The sequence below is a fragment of the Pseudoclavibacter sp. RFBG4 genome, assembly GCF_002931515.1.
Taxonomy (GTDB): Bacteria; Actinomycetota; Actinomycetes; order Actinomycetales; family Microbacteriaceae; genus Pseudoclavibacter.
This window is the reverse complement of the sequence record NZ_PSYC01000024.1, coordinates 260,081-275,403: the sequence shown is the minus strand read 5'-3', so window position 1 is coordinate 275,403 and position 15,323 is coordinate 260,081. Positions and strand designations below refer to the sequence as shown.

The 15,323-nt window shown below is 67.1% G+C and carries 13 protein-coding genes; 9 read left to right on the top strand and 4 right to left on the bottom strand.

The window, feature by feature from the left end; translation table 11 throughout:
• The first annotated feature begins 53 nt into the window (after window positions 1-53).
• Window positions 54-1,373 carry a GAF domain-containing protein gene (locus C5E10_RS08250; protein WP_146080202.1) on the top strand — a complete coding sequence of 440 codons (1,320 nt, stop codon included), beginning with the start codon at window positions 54-56 and terminating at the stop codon, window positions 1,371-1,373.
• Between the two features lie 100 nt (window positions 1,374-1,473).
• Window positions 1,474-2,997, top strand: coding sequence for an aldehyde dehydrogenase family protein (locus C5E10_RS08245; RefSeq protein ID WP_104331217.1), 1,524 nt, complete (start codon window positions 1,474-1,476; stop codon window positions 2,995-2,997).
• 66 nt (window positions 2,998-3,063) lie between these two features.
• On the opposite strand, the gene C5E10_RS08240 is transcribed toward C5E10_RS08245, so the two are convergent.
• Both C5E10_RS08240 and C5E10_RS08235 read right to left on the bottom strand, forming a co-directional pair.
• Entirely contained in the window at window positions 3,064-3,702 is a 639-nt protein-coding gene (locus C5E10_RS08240) for a TetR/AcrR family transcriptional regulator (RefSeq protein WP_104331216.1), read from the bottom strand.
• Window positions 3,668-5,500 carry a sugar phosphate isomerase/epimerase and 4-hydroxyphenylpyruvate domain-containing protein gene (locus C5E10_RS08235; protein ID WP_104331215.1) on the bottom strand — a complete coding sequence of 611 codons (1,833 nt, stop codon included), beginning with the start codon at window positions 5,498-5,500 and terminating at the stop codon, window positions 3,668-3,670. The genes C5E10_RS08240 and C5E10_RS08235 overlap by 35 nt, the downstream gene beginning before the upstream one ends.
• 130 nt (window positions 5,501-5,630) lie before the next feature.
• Here C5E10_RS08235 and C5E10_RS08230 point away from each other — a divergent pair, with 130 nt between their 5' ends.
• From C5E10_RS08230 to rpsA, 4 genes are all read left to right on the top strand, one after another.
• Window positions 5,631-6,539: a shikimate dehydrogenase gene (locus C5E10_RS08230; protein ID WP_181062708.1), complete on the top strand. Its 909-nt coding sequence runs from the start codon at window positions 5,631-5,633 to the stop codon at window positions 6,537-6,539.
• Window positions 6,536-7,837, top strand: a complete 1,302-nt coding sequence (locus C5E10_RS08225) for an MFS transporter (protein ID WP_104331214.1) — start codon at window positions 6,536-6,538, stop codon at window positions 7,835-7,837. Before C5E10_RS08230 ends, C5E10_RS08225 begins: the two co-directional genes overlap by 4 nt.
• Before the next feature lie 126 nt (window positions 7,838-7,963).
• Complete coding sequence (locus C5E10_RS08220) at window positions 7,964-8,425, top strand: DUF779 domain-containing protein (RefSeq protein ID WP_104331213.1); 462 nt, start codon at window positions 7,964-7,966, stop codon at window positions 8,423-8,425.
• A gap of 218 nt (window positions 8,426-8,643) precedes the next feature.
• Window positions 8,644-10,101 carry a 30S ribosomal protein S1 gene (gene rpsA / locus C5E10_RS08215; protein WP_104331212.1) on the top strand — a complete coding sequence of 486 codons (1,458 nt, stop codon included), beginning with the start codon at window positions 8,644-8,646 and terminating at the stop codon, window positions 10,099-10,101.
• 142 nt (window positions 10,102-10,243) lie between these two features.
• Here the strand turns inward: rpsA and C5E10_RS08210 are convergent, their stop codons facing one another.
• On the bottom strand, window positions 10,244-10,888 hold the full coding sequence (locus C5E10_RS08210; protein ID WP_104331211.1) for a DUF4126 domain-containing protein: 645 nt from the start codon (window positions 10,886-10,888) through the stop codon (window positions 10,244-10,246).
• Between the two features lie 150 nt (window positions 10,889-11,038).
• Between C5E10_RS08210 and coaE the strand changes: the two genes are divergently transcribed.
• A complete protein-coding gene (coaE, locus tag C5E10_RS08205) occupies window positions 11,039-11,674 on the top strand; it encodes a dephospho-CoA kinase (RefSeq protein ID WP_104331210.1) in 636 nt (211 codons plus the stop codon).
• Between the two features lie 53 nt (window positions 11,675-11,727).
• On the opposite strand, the gene C5E10_RS08200 is transcribed toward coaE, so the two are convergent.
• Window positions 11,728-12,453 carry a YigZ family protein gene (locus C5E10_RS08200; RefSeq protein ID WP_104331209.1) on the bottom strand — a complete coding sequence of 242 codons (726 nt, stop codon included), beginning with the start codon at window positions 12,451-12,453 and terminating at the stop codon, window positions 11,728-11,730.
• A 143-nt stretch (window positions 12,454-12,596) separates the two neighbouring features.
• Between C5E10_RS08200 and C5E10_RS08195 the strand changes: the two genes are divergently transcribed.
• Entirely contained in the window at window positions 12,597-13,133 is a 537-nt protein-coding gene (locus tag C5E10_RS08195; protein WP_104331208.1) for a Dps family protein, read from the top strand.
• A gap of 96 nt (window positions 13,134-13,229) precedes the next feature.
• The gene (uvrB, locus tag C5E10_RS08190; RefSeq protein WP_104241224.1) at window positions 13,230-15,308 is read left to right on the top strand and encodes an excinuclease ABC subunit UvrB; all 2,079 of its coding nucleotides are present in this window, start codon (window positions 13,230-13,232) and stop codon (window positions 15,306-15,308) included.
• The last annotated feature ends 15 nt before the right edge of the window (window positions 15,309-15,323 follow it).

The following is a 15,323-nucleotide window of genomic DNA, read 5'->3' as shown; positions in this document are numbered from 1 at the left end:
CGGCAGCGGGTGCATCGACGCACTCGCTGCCGCGAATCCGAGGAGGCTGCGAGGTGCATCCGCAGAGTGGCGAGATGGCGGGCCTTGATCAGGCTGCCGCAGCATCCGCACACACCCTGATCGACGTGCATGGCAGCCTCGGCGCCTCCGCTGAGCTCCGCTCGGCGGTCGCCGGACTCCGCAGCGTGGTCCGCGACTCCTGGCTGAGATCGCTGCAGCTGCTGGGGAGCCCCGCGAACGCAAGGGCCCGGGATCTCGACCAGTTCGAGCCGCTCGCGGCGGCGCGGGAGCGCAGCCCCCTGCAGCGTGTCCTTCCCGTGCTCGATCGTCTCCTCGTGGAGCCCGCTCGAGACACCGGTCTGATCGTCGCGATCACGAACGAGCAGGGGCGCCTGCTCTGGGTGCGGGGCGACAGCGCAACACTCCGTCGGGCCGAGCGCATGGACTTCGTCGAGGGCGCCGACTGGTCGGAGGCCGCCGTCGGGACGAGCGCCCCAGGGACAGCGCTCGCTTCAGGTCGGGGCGTCCAGATCGCAGGGCCGGAGCACTTCGCGCCGGCAGTGCAGCTGCTCAGCTGTACCGCCGTGCCCATCCACGACCCGTTCTCCGGCATCGCGGTGGGTGCCATCGACCTCACCGGTGACGAACGGGCCGTCGGCCCGCACTCGCTTGCCCTCATGCGCGCCGCGGTCGCGGCCGCCGAGGCGGAGATGCGCCTCGCCGTGCTGCTCTCGCAGCATTCGGCGCAGCCTGGTGTTCACCCCGAGCCTCCCGCGACGGCGGACACCCTCGCAGTGGGCAGGATCAGCACGCTCGGCGTCCACCGTGCCAGGCTCACCACCGTCGACGGTGCCCCGCTCGAGCTGAGCGGTCGGCACGCGGAGATCCTGACGTTCCTCGCGGCACGGCCCTCTGGTCTCACCTCGGGTGAGCTCGCGCTCCGGGTCTACGGTGAGAGCGCCAAGGAGGTCACGCTCAGGGCGGAGATCGCGCGGCTGAGGCCGATGCTCGCTGAGCGCGGTCTCGACCTCGTGCCCCGCCCCTACCGGGTGGCGCAGGGCCTCGCGAGCGATGCCGTCGACGTGCTCGACCTGCTCGAGGCAGGTGACGTGTCCGCGGCCGTCGAGTCCTACCGCGGGGAGCTGCTGCCCACGTCGGAGGCCCCAGGCATCCGCGAGCTGCGTGCGGAGATCTCGTCGACCCTCCGAGATCAGGTCCTCAGCTCCGCGGAGCCCGCGACGCTCCTCAGGTATCTCGAGCTGCCGGAAGTCGCGCAGGACGCGCAGGCCTTCCGCACGGCGCTCACGGTCCTCCCGCCCCATGCACCCGCCCGGTCGAGGCTCGTGGCGAAGATCGAGGCCCTCGAGTCCTGAGTGCTCTGCGCCGAATCGCTGCGGCCCCGAGTGCAACCCGATTGCAACGTCGGGGCTCCTACGCTTCCAGCGAAGAGTTCCCTCGGACAAAGGAGTCCTCATGACTGTTTACGCGAAGCCGGGCACAGACGGGTCCCTCGTCTCGTTCAAGCCCCGCTACGAGCACTACATCGGCGGAGAGTGGGTGCCGCCGGTCAAGGGCGAGTACTTCGAGAACATCACCCCGGTGACGGGTCAGCCGTTCACCGAGGTGGCGAGGGGAACCGCTGAGGACATCGAGGCCGCACTGGATGCGGCCCACGCAGCGGCTCCGGCGTGGGGCAAGACCAGCCCTGCGGAACGTGCCATCATCCTGAACAAGATCGCCGACCGCATCGAGGAGAACCTCGAGTACATCGCCGTCGCCGAGACCTGGGACAACGGGAAGCCGATCCGCGAATGCCTGGCGGCCGACATCCCGCTCGCCATCGACCACTTCCGGTACTTCGCCGGCGCCATCCGGGCCCAGGAGGGCACGCTGAGCCAGCTCGACGAGAACACCACGTCCTACCATTTCCACGAGCCGCTCGGCGTCGTCGGCCAGATCATCCCGTGGAACTTCCCGATCCTCATGGCGGTCTGGAAGCTGGCCCCCGCGCTCGCCGCCGGCAACGCGATCGTCCTCAAGCCCGCTGAGCAGACGCCGACCTCGATCCTCGTGCTCTTCGAGCTCATCGGGGACCTCCTGCCCCCCGGAGTCGTCAACATCGTCAACGGCTTCGGCGCGGAGGCGGGCAAGCCGCTCGCCTCGAACTCCCGCATCCGCAAGATCGCGTTCACGGGGGAGACCACGACCGGGCGCCTCATCATGCAGTACGCCTCGCAGAACATCATCCCCGTGACGCTCGAGCTGGGCGGCAAGAGCCCGAACATCTTCTTCGAGGACATCGCGCTCCGAGACGATGCCTACTACGACAAGGCACAGGAGGGCTTCACGCTGTTCGCCCTCAACCAGGGTGAGGTCTGCACCTGCCCCTCGCGTGCCCTCATCCAGGACTCCATCTACGACCGCTTCCTCGAAGACGTGACGGAGCGCACACGCAAGATCGTCCAGGGCAACCCGCTCGACACCGACACCCAGGTCGGGGCACAGGCGTCGAACGACCAGCTCGAGAAGATCCTCAGCTATCTCGAGATCGGCCGCCAGGAGGGTGCGAAGGTACGCATCGGCGGCGCTCGGGCCGAGCTCGAGGGCGACCTGGCCGGCGGCTACTACGTGCAGCCCACGATCTTCGAGGGCCAGAACAGCATGCGCATCTTCCAGGAGGAGATCTTCGGCCCGGTTGTGGCCGTCACCAAGTTCTCCGACTACGACGATGCGATCTCGATCGCCAACGACACCCTCTACGGGCTCGGCGCCGGGGTCTGGTCGCGCATGGGGAACACCGCCTACCGCGCCGGCCGCGACATCCAGGCCGGACGAGTCTGGGTGAACCAGTACCACGCCTACCCGGCGCACTCCGCGTTCGGCGGGTACAAGTCCTCCGGCATCGGCCGCGAGAACCACCTCATGATGCTCGACCACTACCAGCAGACGAAGAACCTGCTCGTCAGCTACAGCGAGGACAAGCTGGGCTTCTTCTGATTCGACGCGCGCTGATGCAGCGCGCCTGACCCAGACTGCACGCGCAGAGCGCTGACCCGCGGGGGATCACTCCTCGCGGGTCAGCCATGCGACGATGACGTCGCCGATCAGACCCCGCTGGTGGTCCTGACGCGACGGGTCCTGCAGCTGCACGTCGAAGAGGTACCCGAACGTGTACTGGTTCGCGAGCAGGAAGACGCAGTACGAGCTGATGAGCAGGTGCACGTCGAGCGCGTCGACGTCACCCCGGAACACCTGCGCCTCCCGTCCGCGTTCCAGCAGCCCGTCCAGGAGCGTGAGGGCGGGGGTGCCCAGCTCTCGCAGCGAATCGAGCTGCCGGATGAACCGACCCCGGTGGATGTTCTCGATCGCGACGAGGCGGATGAAGTCCGCGTGCTCTCGGTGGTGGTCGTAGGTGATCTCCGCGAGCCTGCGCACCGCTTCCAGAGGGGCGAGCCCATCGACCTGCAGCTTCTGCTCGGCCACGCGGATGCCACGGTAGGCCTCCTCGAGCACCGCAAGGTAGAGCTGCTCCTTGCTGCCGAAGTAGTAGTAGATCATCCGCTTGGTCGTGCTGCTGCGCTTCGCGATCTCGTCGACGCTCGTGCCCGAGTAGCCCGTCTCCGCGAACGCCGATGTCGCTTCAGCGAGCAGCTCGGCCCGGGTTCGCTCAGCGTCTCGCTGCTTCACCCTGTTCTCGGTCATCTGTGTATCTTCCCGTGTGGTGCAGCTGAGCCGCAAACCGAACCGGGGTACTGGCTGCGCCGTATCCGTCGTAGGCGCCGCGGCGCTCGACGATCTCGAAGAAGAGACCGTCGATGGTGGGGGTGTAGAAGTGGATGAACGCCCCCTGCTCGTCGCGGTCGTAGAGGAGGTCGAGTTCTCGCAGCTCGTCGAGGGCCGCGTGCTCGAGGCCGAAGCGCGCCTGGAGGTCGTCGTAGTAGTTGCTGGGTATGGGCAGGAAGGGCAGGCCCCGCCCCCGCGCAGCTCTGGCAGCGGCGACGGCGTCGTCGACGCGGATCGCGATGTGTCGGGGCTGGAGGGGCGCGGTAGGCGGGGCCAGGTTCATCGCGAGGCGAACCGCCCCGTCCGGTGTGCGCATGACCTGGCTGCGCACGAGACCCCGTGGGCCCGGAAGCTCCGCGACGGGCTCCGCGTCGAGCGCGAGGACGCTCCGGAAGAAGAGCACTGCCTCGTCGAACTCCTGCCACGGGTAGGCGATGTTGAGATGGTCGACGACTCCGTGCAGGGACGAGGACGTGCTCTCGCCTTCGGCGCCGCCCACGAATTCTGGCAGCCACGAGTCGCCCGCCGACCGTGAGTTCCAGGCGACCTCGGTCCCGTCGGGGGCCTCGACGCCGCGCAGCTCGTACTCGCCCGCGGAGCTGCGTCGGAAGACGGCAGGCGCGCCGATGGCGTGGGCGCGGCCAGCTGCCGCGCCGGCGTCTGCGACCTCGACGCCGAGCCCCGAGAGCCGCGCGTCCTTCGTCCGCCGCTGCTCGTTGAGGATGATGCGCGCGGCACCGGCCTGCCAGAGTCGTACGGGCTTGGTGCGGTGTCTGCCTCCGAAGGCGAAGCCCAGCTGCTGGAGGGTCGCCTCGACCGCGGAGAGGTCCTCACCGGCGATCTCGACGAAGTCGATGGCTCGAGGAGGCTGGGGCGGGGCAAGCTGCTGGTCGTCCCAGCCGTTGAGCGCCGCCGAGCGGTCGAACAGCCACCGGAGCGACCTGAGCGCATGAGCGGCGGTGCGCTTGGCATCCGTCTGGCGGAACGTGTCGTTGAAGACCTCGAGGGAGAGGGGGCCGCGGTACCCGGCGCGGAGCATGTGCGAGAGGAACCGGGTGAGGTCGAAGTCGCCCTCGCCAGGGAAGAGCCGGTGGTGGCGGCTCCAGGACAGGACGTCGAGGTCCATGTCCGGTGCATCGGCGAGCTGCAGGAAGAAGAGCTTGTCTGCATCGATGCGCTCGATCGCGGCCGGATCGTGCCCGCGCGACAGCACGTGGAAGCTGTCAAGGCAGACGCCGAGGTTCGGTCGATCCGCGAGGCGCACGAGTTCCCACGCGTCTCGGTAGTCGTCGACGTAGCGGCCCCAGGCAAGCGCCTCATAGGCGATGTCGATGCTGTACTCGGCGGCGAGATCTGCGAGCGTCCCGAGCTGGTTGGCGGTGGTGATGCGGTCCGAGATGGTCGCGGTGCCGACGTTGCTGCAGAGCAGGATCATGGAAGCTCCGAGGCGTCTCATGACCTCGAACTTGGCCTTCGCGCGCCGGAGGTTGTCGGCGAGGGTCGCATCGTCGACACCCTCGAAGTCGCGCAGTGGCTGGAACAGGTCGATGGTCAGGCCGAGGCGGTCGCAGAGCGCGCGGATCTCTTCGGGCGATTCGTAGGCGGCGGTGAGGTCTGCGTCCATGATCTCGATGCCGTCGAAGCCTGCTTCGGCGCAGGCGTGCAGCTTCTCGACGAGAGTTCCGGCCAGACAGACGGTGGCTATGGAAGTACGCATACCGCAATGTACCAAATGGTTAATTAAGTCACCAGACACTCTGCAGTGCACTTGACAGGCGTACGCGACAGCGTGAACGATGTACTCACCGTTTAGTACATTAGGCGGTCTGGGACAAAGGAGTACCTTGATCAACCATCGCGCCACCCTCATGGGACTCGTCGGGACGGGAGTGACCCCGTCGCTGACGCCACCCATGCACATGGCGGAGGCACGTGCGCAGGGCATGGACCTGCTCTTCCGCCCGCTGGACCTGACGACCCTCGAGCTCGAGCCCGAGCGACTCCCGGAGATCCTCGACTGGGCCGAGCGCCTCGGCTTCGACGCGCTCAACATCACCCACCCGTGCAAGCAGAGCGTCATCCCGCTGCTCGACCGGATCGACCCGCTCGCGCGAGCGCTGGGCGCGGTGAACACCGTCCTCCTCACCCCGGACGGACGTGTGGGCTACAACACCGACACGACAGGCTTCGAGGGTGCCTTCCTCGGCGGACTCGGGGGAGTGCAGACCGACTCGGTTGTCCTCCTGGGCGCGGGCGGGGCGGGCTCGGCAGTCGCCGATGCGCTCATCCGACTCGGGGCACGCCTGCTCACGATCGTCGACCTCGACGCGCAGCGCGCCGAGCAGCTCGCGCAGGACCTCTCCGAACGGCACACGCCCACGGCAGACGGACCCCACATCCTCAGCGACACCACGGGCGCGCTGCCCGAGCTGCTCGCGACGGCAGACGGAGTCGTGCACTGCACGCCCGTCGGAATGCACGACCACCCCGGCATCCCATTCCCCGCCGAGCTGCTCCGACCCGAGCTCTGGGTGGCCGACATCGTCTACCGGCCGCTCGAGACGCAGCTGATCCTCGAGGCGCGAGCACTCGGGTGCCGCACGCTCGACGGCGGCGCGATGGCCGTCGGCCAGGCGGTCGACACCTTCCGCCTCGTGACCGGCAGGGACGCCAACGCCACGCGGATGCACCAGCACTTCCAGAGCCTCGTCAACGACGAAGAGGCACGATCCGAGACATGGAGGTCTCAGCAATGACCGAAACCACGACCGCCAAGCGAACTCCCGTGAAAGCTGCCGCGGCCAGCTTCATGGGCAGCGCCGTCGAGTACTACGACTTCTTCATCTTCGGATCTGCGGCCGCGCTGATCTTCCCGATCATCTTCTTCCCGGACGACGACAACGCCGCACTCGTGATGTCGCTCGCCACGTTCGGCTTCGCCTACATCGCGCGCCCGGTCGGTGCCGTGGTGCTCGGCCACTTCGGTGACCGGATCGGACGCCAGCGAGTCCTCATGTTCACGCTCGTGCTCATGGGGTTGTCGACGTTCATCATCGGGTGCTTGCCGACCTTCGACCAGATCGGCTGGTTCGCGCCAGCCCTGCTGGTCCTCTGCCGCCTCATGCAGGGACTCTCCGCCGCTGGCGAGCAGGCTGGCGCGGCCTCGCTCTCGCTCGAGCACGCTCCCGACAACCGCCGCTCGTTCTTCACCTCGTGGACGCTCACGGGAACCCAGGGTGGGCAGATCCTCGCCGCCCTCGTGTTCATCCCGGTCCTGAGCCTCCCCGACGAGATCAAGTACAGCTGGGGCTGGCGTGTCCCGTTCTGGCTGAGCGCCGTCGTCGTCATCGTCGCGTTCTTCATCCGTCGTACCCTCCATGAGACGCCGACGTTCCAGGACGCGAAGGCGCAGGGCGAGATCGCGCGGATCCCGCTCATCCCGCTCATGCGCGACCACTGGCGTGACGTGCTGCGCGTCATCTTCTGCGCGTTCATCGCCGCCGTCTCGACCGTGTTCGGCAACCTCGCGCTCGCCTACGGCAAGGAAGTCGGGCTGGCAGAGAACCTGACACTGTGGCTCGTGGTGGTCGCAAACATCGTGGCACTGGGCACGCAACCGCTCTTCGCGATCCTCGCCGACCGGATCGGACGCAAGCCCGTCTTCGTCTATGGCGCGATCTCGTCCGCTGTGGTCATGCCGTTCTACATGCTCTCCATGTCGTCGGGGAACACCCTGCTCACCTTCGGGCTCGCCATCCTCGTGTTCTCGTTCGGCTACGCAGCGGCCAACGCCGTCTGGCCCTCCTTCTACGGCGAGATGTTCAGCGCCCGCGTCCGCTTCTCAGGCATGGCGATCGGCACCCAGCTCGGCTTCCTGATGGCCGGCTTCGCCCCCTCGATCGTTGCGGCCCTCGGCGGCGTGCAGGAGGGCGGCTGGGTCGTGATCTCGGCCTTCACCGGGGTCATCTGCCTCATCGCCGCGATCTCGGCGCTCACCGCGAAGGAGACGAAGAGCGTGCCGACGGACACCCTCGGCATCCGCGTCGTGGCCTAGGCCCTGTGCCCGGAGCGGCTCAGGGTCTCGCGAACACACCTTGACCACAGTCTCACGACGTACGGTCACGGAACCAGCGAGGTCCGGGCACGCTCCGGGCGCCGCACTCTGAGGGAGGGAACTGACATGCACAAGGAAGTGCAGACCGAGCCGAGGCCTGAATCCAAGGGAGTCGGGCTCATCGCGGAGCCGGCCGTGCCTGGCGAGACCTTCTCGAGGGTCGCATTCACCCAGGACGCGGTCGACATGATCTCATCGCTCGGGCGCCGCCACGGGCCGCTCATGTTCCACCAGTCCGGCGGCTGCTGCGACGGCTCGTCGCCGATGTGCTACCCGGCGGGCGACTTCCTCACGGGCGACGCCGACGTGCTCCTGGGCACGACCGAGATCCCGGATGCGGGCAACGTCGAGTTCTGGATGTCGCGAGAGCAGTTCAGCTACTGGCGACACACGCGCCTGACGATCGACATCGTCCCAGGACGGGGCTCGGGGTTCTCGCTCGAGGCACCGGAGGGCAAGAGGTTCCTCATCCGGTCCCAGCTCATGAACGAGGACGGCAGCGACGCGACTCCGCTGGCGGATTCCTGATCCGGACTCGCCAGGGCGCGCAGGCGGCGACTCGCCGCGAAACCCGGGGGAACTCGCCGCGCGCGACACTTGCTTCGACTTGACTTTGCCGACTAGGCTGACAGAGCACTTTTCTGTGTGCACGTATCCGTATTCCCGGATGAACACCGTTGCCCTTGGCTTCACGCCCCGAGCAGCTCATCCGGGCCGACTTATAGCCCACCTGGAGCATTACCTACATGACCACCACCACGACCGAAAAGGCAACCAAGCAGGTCGCCATCAACGACATCGGATCTGCTGAGGACTTTCTTGCCGCGGTCGAAGAGACGCTGAAGTTCTTCAACGACGGGGACCTCATCGAGGGCACCGTCGTTCGCATCGACCGCGACGAGGTCCTCCTCGACGTCGGTTACAAGACCGAGGGTGTCATCCCCTCGCGCGAGCTTTCGATCAAGCACGACGTCGACCCCACCGAGGTCGTTCAGGTCGGCGACACCGTTGAGGCACTCGTTCTCCAGAAGGAGGACAAGGAAGGCCGTCTGATCCTGTCCAAGAAGCGTGCTCAGTACGAGCGCGCTTGGGGCGACGTGGAGAAGATCAAGGAAGAGGACGGCGTCGTCACCGGCACCGTCATCGAGGTCGTCAAGGGCGGTCTCATCGTCGACATCGGCCTCCGCGGCTTCCTCCCGGCTTCGCTCATCGAGCTCCGCCGCGTGCGCGACCTCACGCCGTACCTCGGTCAGGAACTCGAGGCCAAGGTCCTCGAGCTCGACAAGAACCGCAACAACGTCGTCCTGTCGCGTCGCGCTCTCCTCGAGCAGACGCAGTCCGAGACCCGCTCGAACTTCCTCAACAACCTCCAGAAGGGCCAGGTCCGCAAGGGTGTGGTCTCCTCGATCGTCAACTTCGGTGCGTTCGTCGACCTGGGTGGCGTTGACGGCCTCGTGCACGTCTCCGAGCTCAGCTGGAAGCACATCGAGCACGCTTCCGAGGTCGTCGAGGTTGGCCAGGAGGTCACCGTCGAGATCCTCGAAGTCGACCTCGACCGCGAGCGTGTCTCGCTGTCGCTGAAGGCAACGCAGGAAGACCCGTGGCAGGTGCTTGCTCGCACGCACGCCATCGGTCAGATCGCACCGGGCAAGGTCACGAAGCTCGTTCCGTTCGGCGCGTTCGTCCGCGTCGCAGACGGCATCGAGGGTCTCGTGCACATCTCGGAGCTCTCCAGCGGACACGTCGAGCTCGCCGAGCAGGTTGTGTCGGTCGGCCAGGAGCTGTTCGTCAAGATCATCGACATCGACCTCGACCGTCGCCGCATCTCGCTCTCGCTCAAGCAGGCGAACGATGGCGTCGACCCCGAGGGCACCGAGTTCGATGCTGCGCTCTACGGCATGGTCTCCGAGTACGACGCCGAGGGGAACTACACGTACCCCGAGGGCTTCGACCCCGAGACCAACGAGTGGAAGGAAGGCTTCGACACGCAGCGCGAAGCCTGGGAGCAGGAGTACGCTCTCGCCCAGACTCGCTGGGAAGCGCACAAGAAGCAGGTCGCCTCGGCAGCCGAGATCGAGCAGAACGTCAGCGCAGTCGCGCCGTCGAGCTCCTCGAACTCGTTCGCGAGCGAAGCAGCTGGCGCAGGAACGCTTGCCGACGACGAGTCGCTTGCAGCCCTCCGCGAGAAGCTCGCAGGGAACTAGTTCCCAGCAGCCTCACTGCACCGAAGGCCGGTCCCATCTCTGGGGCCGGCCTTCGGCCGTTGCAGCGGCGCCGCGACGTCGTACTGCGCACAGACGTATCGCCCGGCTGGTTCTCCAGCCTGGCGATACGTCTGTGCGAGCGTCAGGCGGACAGGCCAGGAGCCGGGGGAACTGGGGGAGCGGCTGGCCTGGTTCGCGCGGCGCGCGCATCCCGGACTCGCTTGAAGCTGCGGAAGAGCACCCAGGCCAGCACGCCGATCAAGGCGAGCATGACCACGACGAACAGCGGAACGAGGATCGCGGAGAACAGCAGCCCGACGCTGAGGGCGTCCTCGCCGACGCTGAGCACCGGAGCGGCAGCCCCTGCCGTGACGACGTTCGCGGCGGCTCTCGTGCTGCTCTTCGTGAGGTGCGTCAGCAGAGCCACGCCGATGCCGATGACCACGGGAACCCAGGCGTTGCTCGCGAAGAACGACGCCGGGTCCTGAATGGCTGCCGTTGAGCTGGCCGTGCCTGCGCCGAAGACGATTCCGCCGGAAATGGGGCGGATGACCGTCTGGATCCAGTCGTTGACGTGGTCGAGTGCCGGGACCTTGTCGGCGACGAGCTCCAGCACCAGGAGCACGCCCACGATGATGAGCACCCAGTCATTGCTGAGCCACGCCCAGCCCGCCGGCAGCGCGATGAGGTCGGTGAATCGGGCGAGGAGCCCGATGCCCAGGAGCGGGATGAACGCGTTCAGTCCGCTGGCCGTCGCGAGCCCGAGACCGGTCAGAATTTCAAGCATGATGTGAGTGCCTCCTAGCTCTCAGTCTGGCATGCGGATGGGCTGAGCGCGGCTTGGGGAGAACGCACTGCGCTCGCTGCCTCGGCGCAGTAGCGTGGGCTTCACGGCAATGCCCGCAGCGGGCATCCGCAGATGAGAGGACGGCACATCATGGTCACCATCGCTCTGACCGGAGGCATCGGCTCGGGAAAGACGACCATCGCCAAACGCCTCGAGGAACTCGGCGGCGTGATCCTCGATGCGGACGTCTTCGCGAGGGAAGCTGTGGCGATCGGCTCGCCGGCGCTCCGGCAGATCGCAGCTCGCTTCGGACATGGCGTCATCCTCGACGATGGTGCACTCGACCGCCCTGCCCTCGGCGCGCTCGTCTTCGGCGATGACGAGGCCCGTGGCGCCCTCAACGACATCGTGCACCCGGAAGTCCGTCGCCTCACCGGCGAGCGGCTCGAAGAAGTGCTCCGTGATGACCCGGCCGCCCTGGTCGTCCACGTCATCCCCCTGCTCGTGGAGTCGACGAGCAACTACGACTACGAGGAGATCTGGGTCGCGGATGCACCTGCGGCTGTTCGAGAGGAGCGTCTGGTCGAGAGCAGGGGGATGTCTCTTGCCGAAGCCAGGGCGCGCATCGCCTCGCAGGCGAGCGACGAGGAGCGGAGGAGGATCGCCGACGTGCTCATCGACACGAGTGCACCGCTGGATCAGACACTCGAGCAGGTCGACGAGGAGTGGAGACGTCTCGCCGCCGTCGCGCTGCGCGCACCGGAGACGCAGACCTACGGGGTCTGATGAGCTGACGAGATCGGGCGGGGCGCGGTCCCTGATGCCCCGTCGTCGGTTCCTCAGCTCAGGTCGACCCATTCGGTACCGAGCGGGACGAGCGTGCCCTCGCCAGCGGTGATCGAAGCGACCTCGGAGGCGAGGCCGCGTCTCGCATCCGCCGCGTCGGGAACCGCGAGGCTCAGCAGAGCCGTCGACCCCGCATACTCCGTTCCCGTGACGAGGACCCCGCGAGTACGGAGCTCGTTCTCCCACCGGCCAGCGGTGGCGTGCGGCGCCTCGAGCCCGAAGATCGCCCTCGACTCCCGCTTCGCGAGCAGAGCCAGCTGGAGCGTGGAGGACACGGACTCCGAGTAGGCGCGCACGAGCCCGCCGGCCCCCAGCAGCACACCTCCGAAGTACCGCGTGACGACAGCCACGACGTCGCTCAGGTCCGCTGACTCGACCTCGCCGCGCACTCGCTCGTGGAGCACGAGGGCTTCGAGCATGGGGACGCCTGCTGTTCCCGAGGGCTCACCGTCGTCGTTGGATCGCTGCACGCCTCGGCGGGCACCGAGCACAAAGGCGCTGCAGTGGTGGCGAGCAAGACGATGCGCGGAGCGACGGTCGGCGATGACCTGCCTGGCCTGCTCTTCGCTCTCGACGCGCTCGAGGCGGCAGATGAATCTGGACCGACGGATCTCGATCTCGTGGTCGATGGGAGTCCGTGCCGCGAGGACCCCGTAGCTCGGTGCAGCCGCGGGACCCCGCTCGTGCAGCTGGGTGCCCTCGGACTCTTCGCGGCGCATCGGGGCAGTCTACGTCCGTCCCCTCGCCGACCCGCACGTCTTCCGACCAAACGTTCAGACCGGGCTGACAGTGTTGGTCATCCCGCAACGAACGGGACTCACTGATCGGGAGACGCGCGACGCGCTCCCAAGAGAGGACTGACATGACCACGACAGCCTCAAGCCAGCACACCGAGAACGGCGAGTACACGGTTCCCGGGCTCTCGCTCGACAAGGGACACGAGATCGGCGAGCTGCTCCAGCTCCGACTCCACGCGCTGAACGACCTGCACCTGACGCTCAAGCACGCGCACTGGAACGTCATCGGGCGCGACTTCATCGGCGTGCACGAGATGCTCGACCCCCAGATCGAGCTGGTCCGCGGCTACGCTGACGAACTCGCAGAGCGCATGGCGGCTCTGGGCGTCCCACCGAACGGGCTCCCCGGAGCACTCGTCGAGGCCCGCACCTGGGACGACTACGAGGTCTTCAGGGCCGGCACGCGCCAGCACCTCGAGGCACTCGACCACGTCTACGTCGGCGTCATCACCGACCATCGCGAGGCGATCAAGCGGCTGGACGACCTCGACCTCGTGACGCAGGACCTCGTCATCGGCCAGGTCTCCGAGCTCGAGAAGTTCCAGTGGTTCATCCGGGCGCACCTCGAGAACACGCAGGGCGTGCTCTCGAGCGAGGACTAGTCCGCGCCGGCTGCACCTCACTTCGGGGCCTCCGTGATCGCGCAGAGCGCATCACGGAGGCCCCGAAATGTCGCAGCCGCCACGTACACTTGTTCTATGCAAGCAACACGCAGCGTACGTCCCTTCGAAGTCGTCAGCGAGTACACCCCGAGCGGCGACCAGCCGAAGGCGATCGCAGAGCTTGCCAGTCGCATCAACGCGGGCGAGCCCGACGTCGTGCTCCTCGGTGCCACGGGAACCGGAAAATCGGCGACGACGGCCTGGCTCATCGAGAAGCTCCAGCGCCCGGCGCTCGTCCTCGCCCACAACAAGACGCTCGCCGCGCAGCTCGCCACCGAGTTCCGCGAGCTCATGCCGAACAATGCGGTCGAGTACTTCGTCTCGTACTACGACTACTACCAGCCGGAGGCGTACGTCCCCCAGACCGACACCTTCATCGAGAAGGACAGCTCCGTCAACGAGGAAGTCGAGCGCCTGCGACACTCGACCACCAACTCGCTGCTGAGCCGGCGCGACGTCATCGTCGTGTCGACGGTCTCGTGCATCTACGGACTCGGCAAGCCGGAGGAGTACTTCAACTCCATGCTCGCCTTGCACGTCGGCGACCGCATCCCGCGGCAGGAGCTGATCCGCCGCTTCGTGACGATGCAGTACCAGCGCAACGACGTCGCGTTCCAGCGCGGCACCTTCCGCGTCCGCGGCGACACGATCGAGATCATCCCCGTCTACGAGGAGCTCGCGATCCGGATCGAGATGTTCGGCGACGAGATCGAGGCCCTGACAGCGCTCAACCCCCTCACGGGTGACGTCGTCAGGTCCATGGACTCCGTGAGCGTCTTCCCGGGTTCGCACTACGTCGCGGGAGCCGACGCCATGCAGCGGGCGATGGGCCAGATCCGCGACGAGCTCGATGACCGCCTCGGCGTCTTCGAGCGCGAGCAGAAGCTCCTCGAGGCGCAGCGGCTCCGCATGCGCACCTCATTCGACCTCGAGATGATGGAGCAGATCGGCTTCTGCTCCGGCATCGAGAACTACTCGCGCCACATGGATGGCAGGGCGCCGGGTGAGGCTCCCCACTGCCTCATCGACTACTTCCCAGACGATTTCATCACGGTGATCGACGAGTCCCACGTCACGGTGCCGCAGATCGGCGCGATGTACGAGGGTGACGCCTCGCGCAAGCGCACCCTCGTCGACCACGGCTTCCGCCTGCCGAGCGCTCTCGACAACCGCCCCCTGCGCTGGGACGAGTTCAGCGACCGGGTCGGCCAGACCGTCTACCTCTCGGCGACTCCGGGCAAGTACGAGCTCGCTCAGGCGGATGGCTTCGTCGAGCAGATCATCCGCCCGACGGGCCTCGTCGACCCGCAGATCGTCGTGAAGCCCTCGAAGGGGCAGATCGACGACCTCCTCGAGGAGATCCGCCTTCGCGCGGATCGCGACGAGCGTGTCCTCGTCACGACGCTGACCAAGAAGATGGCAGAGGAGCTCACCGACTTCCTCGGCGAGAACGGCGTTCGCGTGCGCTACCTGCACGCAGACGTCGACACGCTGCGACGAGTCGAGCTGCTCTCGGAGCTGCGCGCTGGGCTCTACGACGTCCTCGTCGGCATCAACCTGCTGCGTGAGGGACTCGACCTGCCGGAGGTGTCGCTCGTCGCGATCCTCGATGCGGACAAGGAAGGGTTCCTGCGCTCCAGCACATCCCTCATCCAGACCATCGGCCGTGCCGCCCGAAACGTGACGGGCGAAGTGCACATGTACGCCGACCGGATCACCGACAGCATGGCGAAGGCGATCGAGGAGACCGACAGGCGACGAGACCGGCAGCTCGCCTACAACGCGGAGCACGGCATCGATCCGACGCCGCTTCGCAAGAAGATCGCCGACATCACCGAGTCCCTCATGCGCGAGGGGCAGGACACCGAGAAGCTCCTCGCCTCCCGCGGCAAGGGCGACAACAAGCGCCAGACGACACCTAAACTCAAGCGCGAGGGCCTGGCCGCCTCAGGCGCCCGAGAGCTCGAGAACCTCATCTCGGACCTCAACGCGCAGATGCTCGACGCGGCCTCGGAGCTCAAGTTCGAGCTCGCGGCGCGTCTGCGCGACGAGCTCTCGGCGCTGAAGCAGGACCTGCGAACCATGGAACGTGCCGGTCACGTCACCAAGGGCTGAGCACGGCCGCCCGCC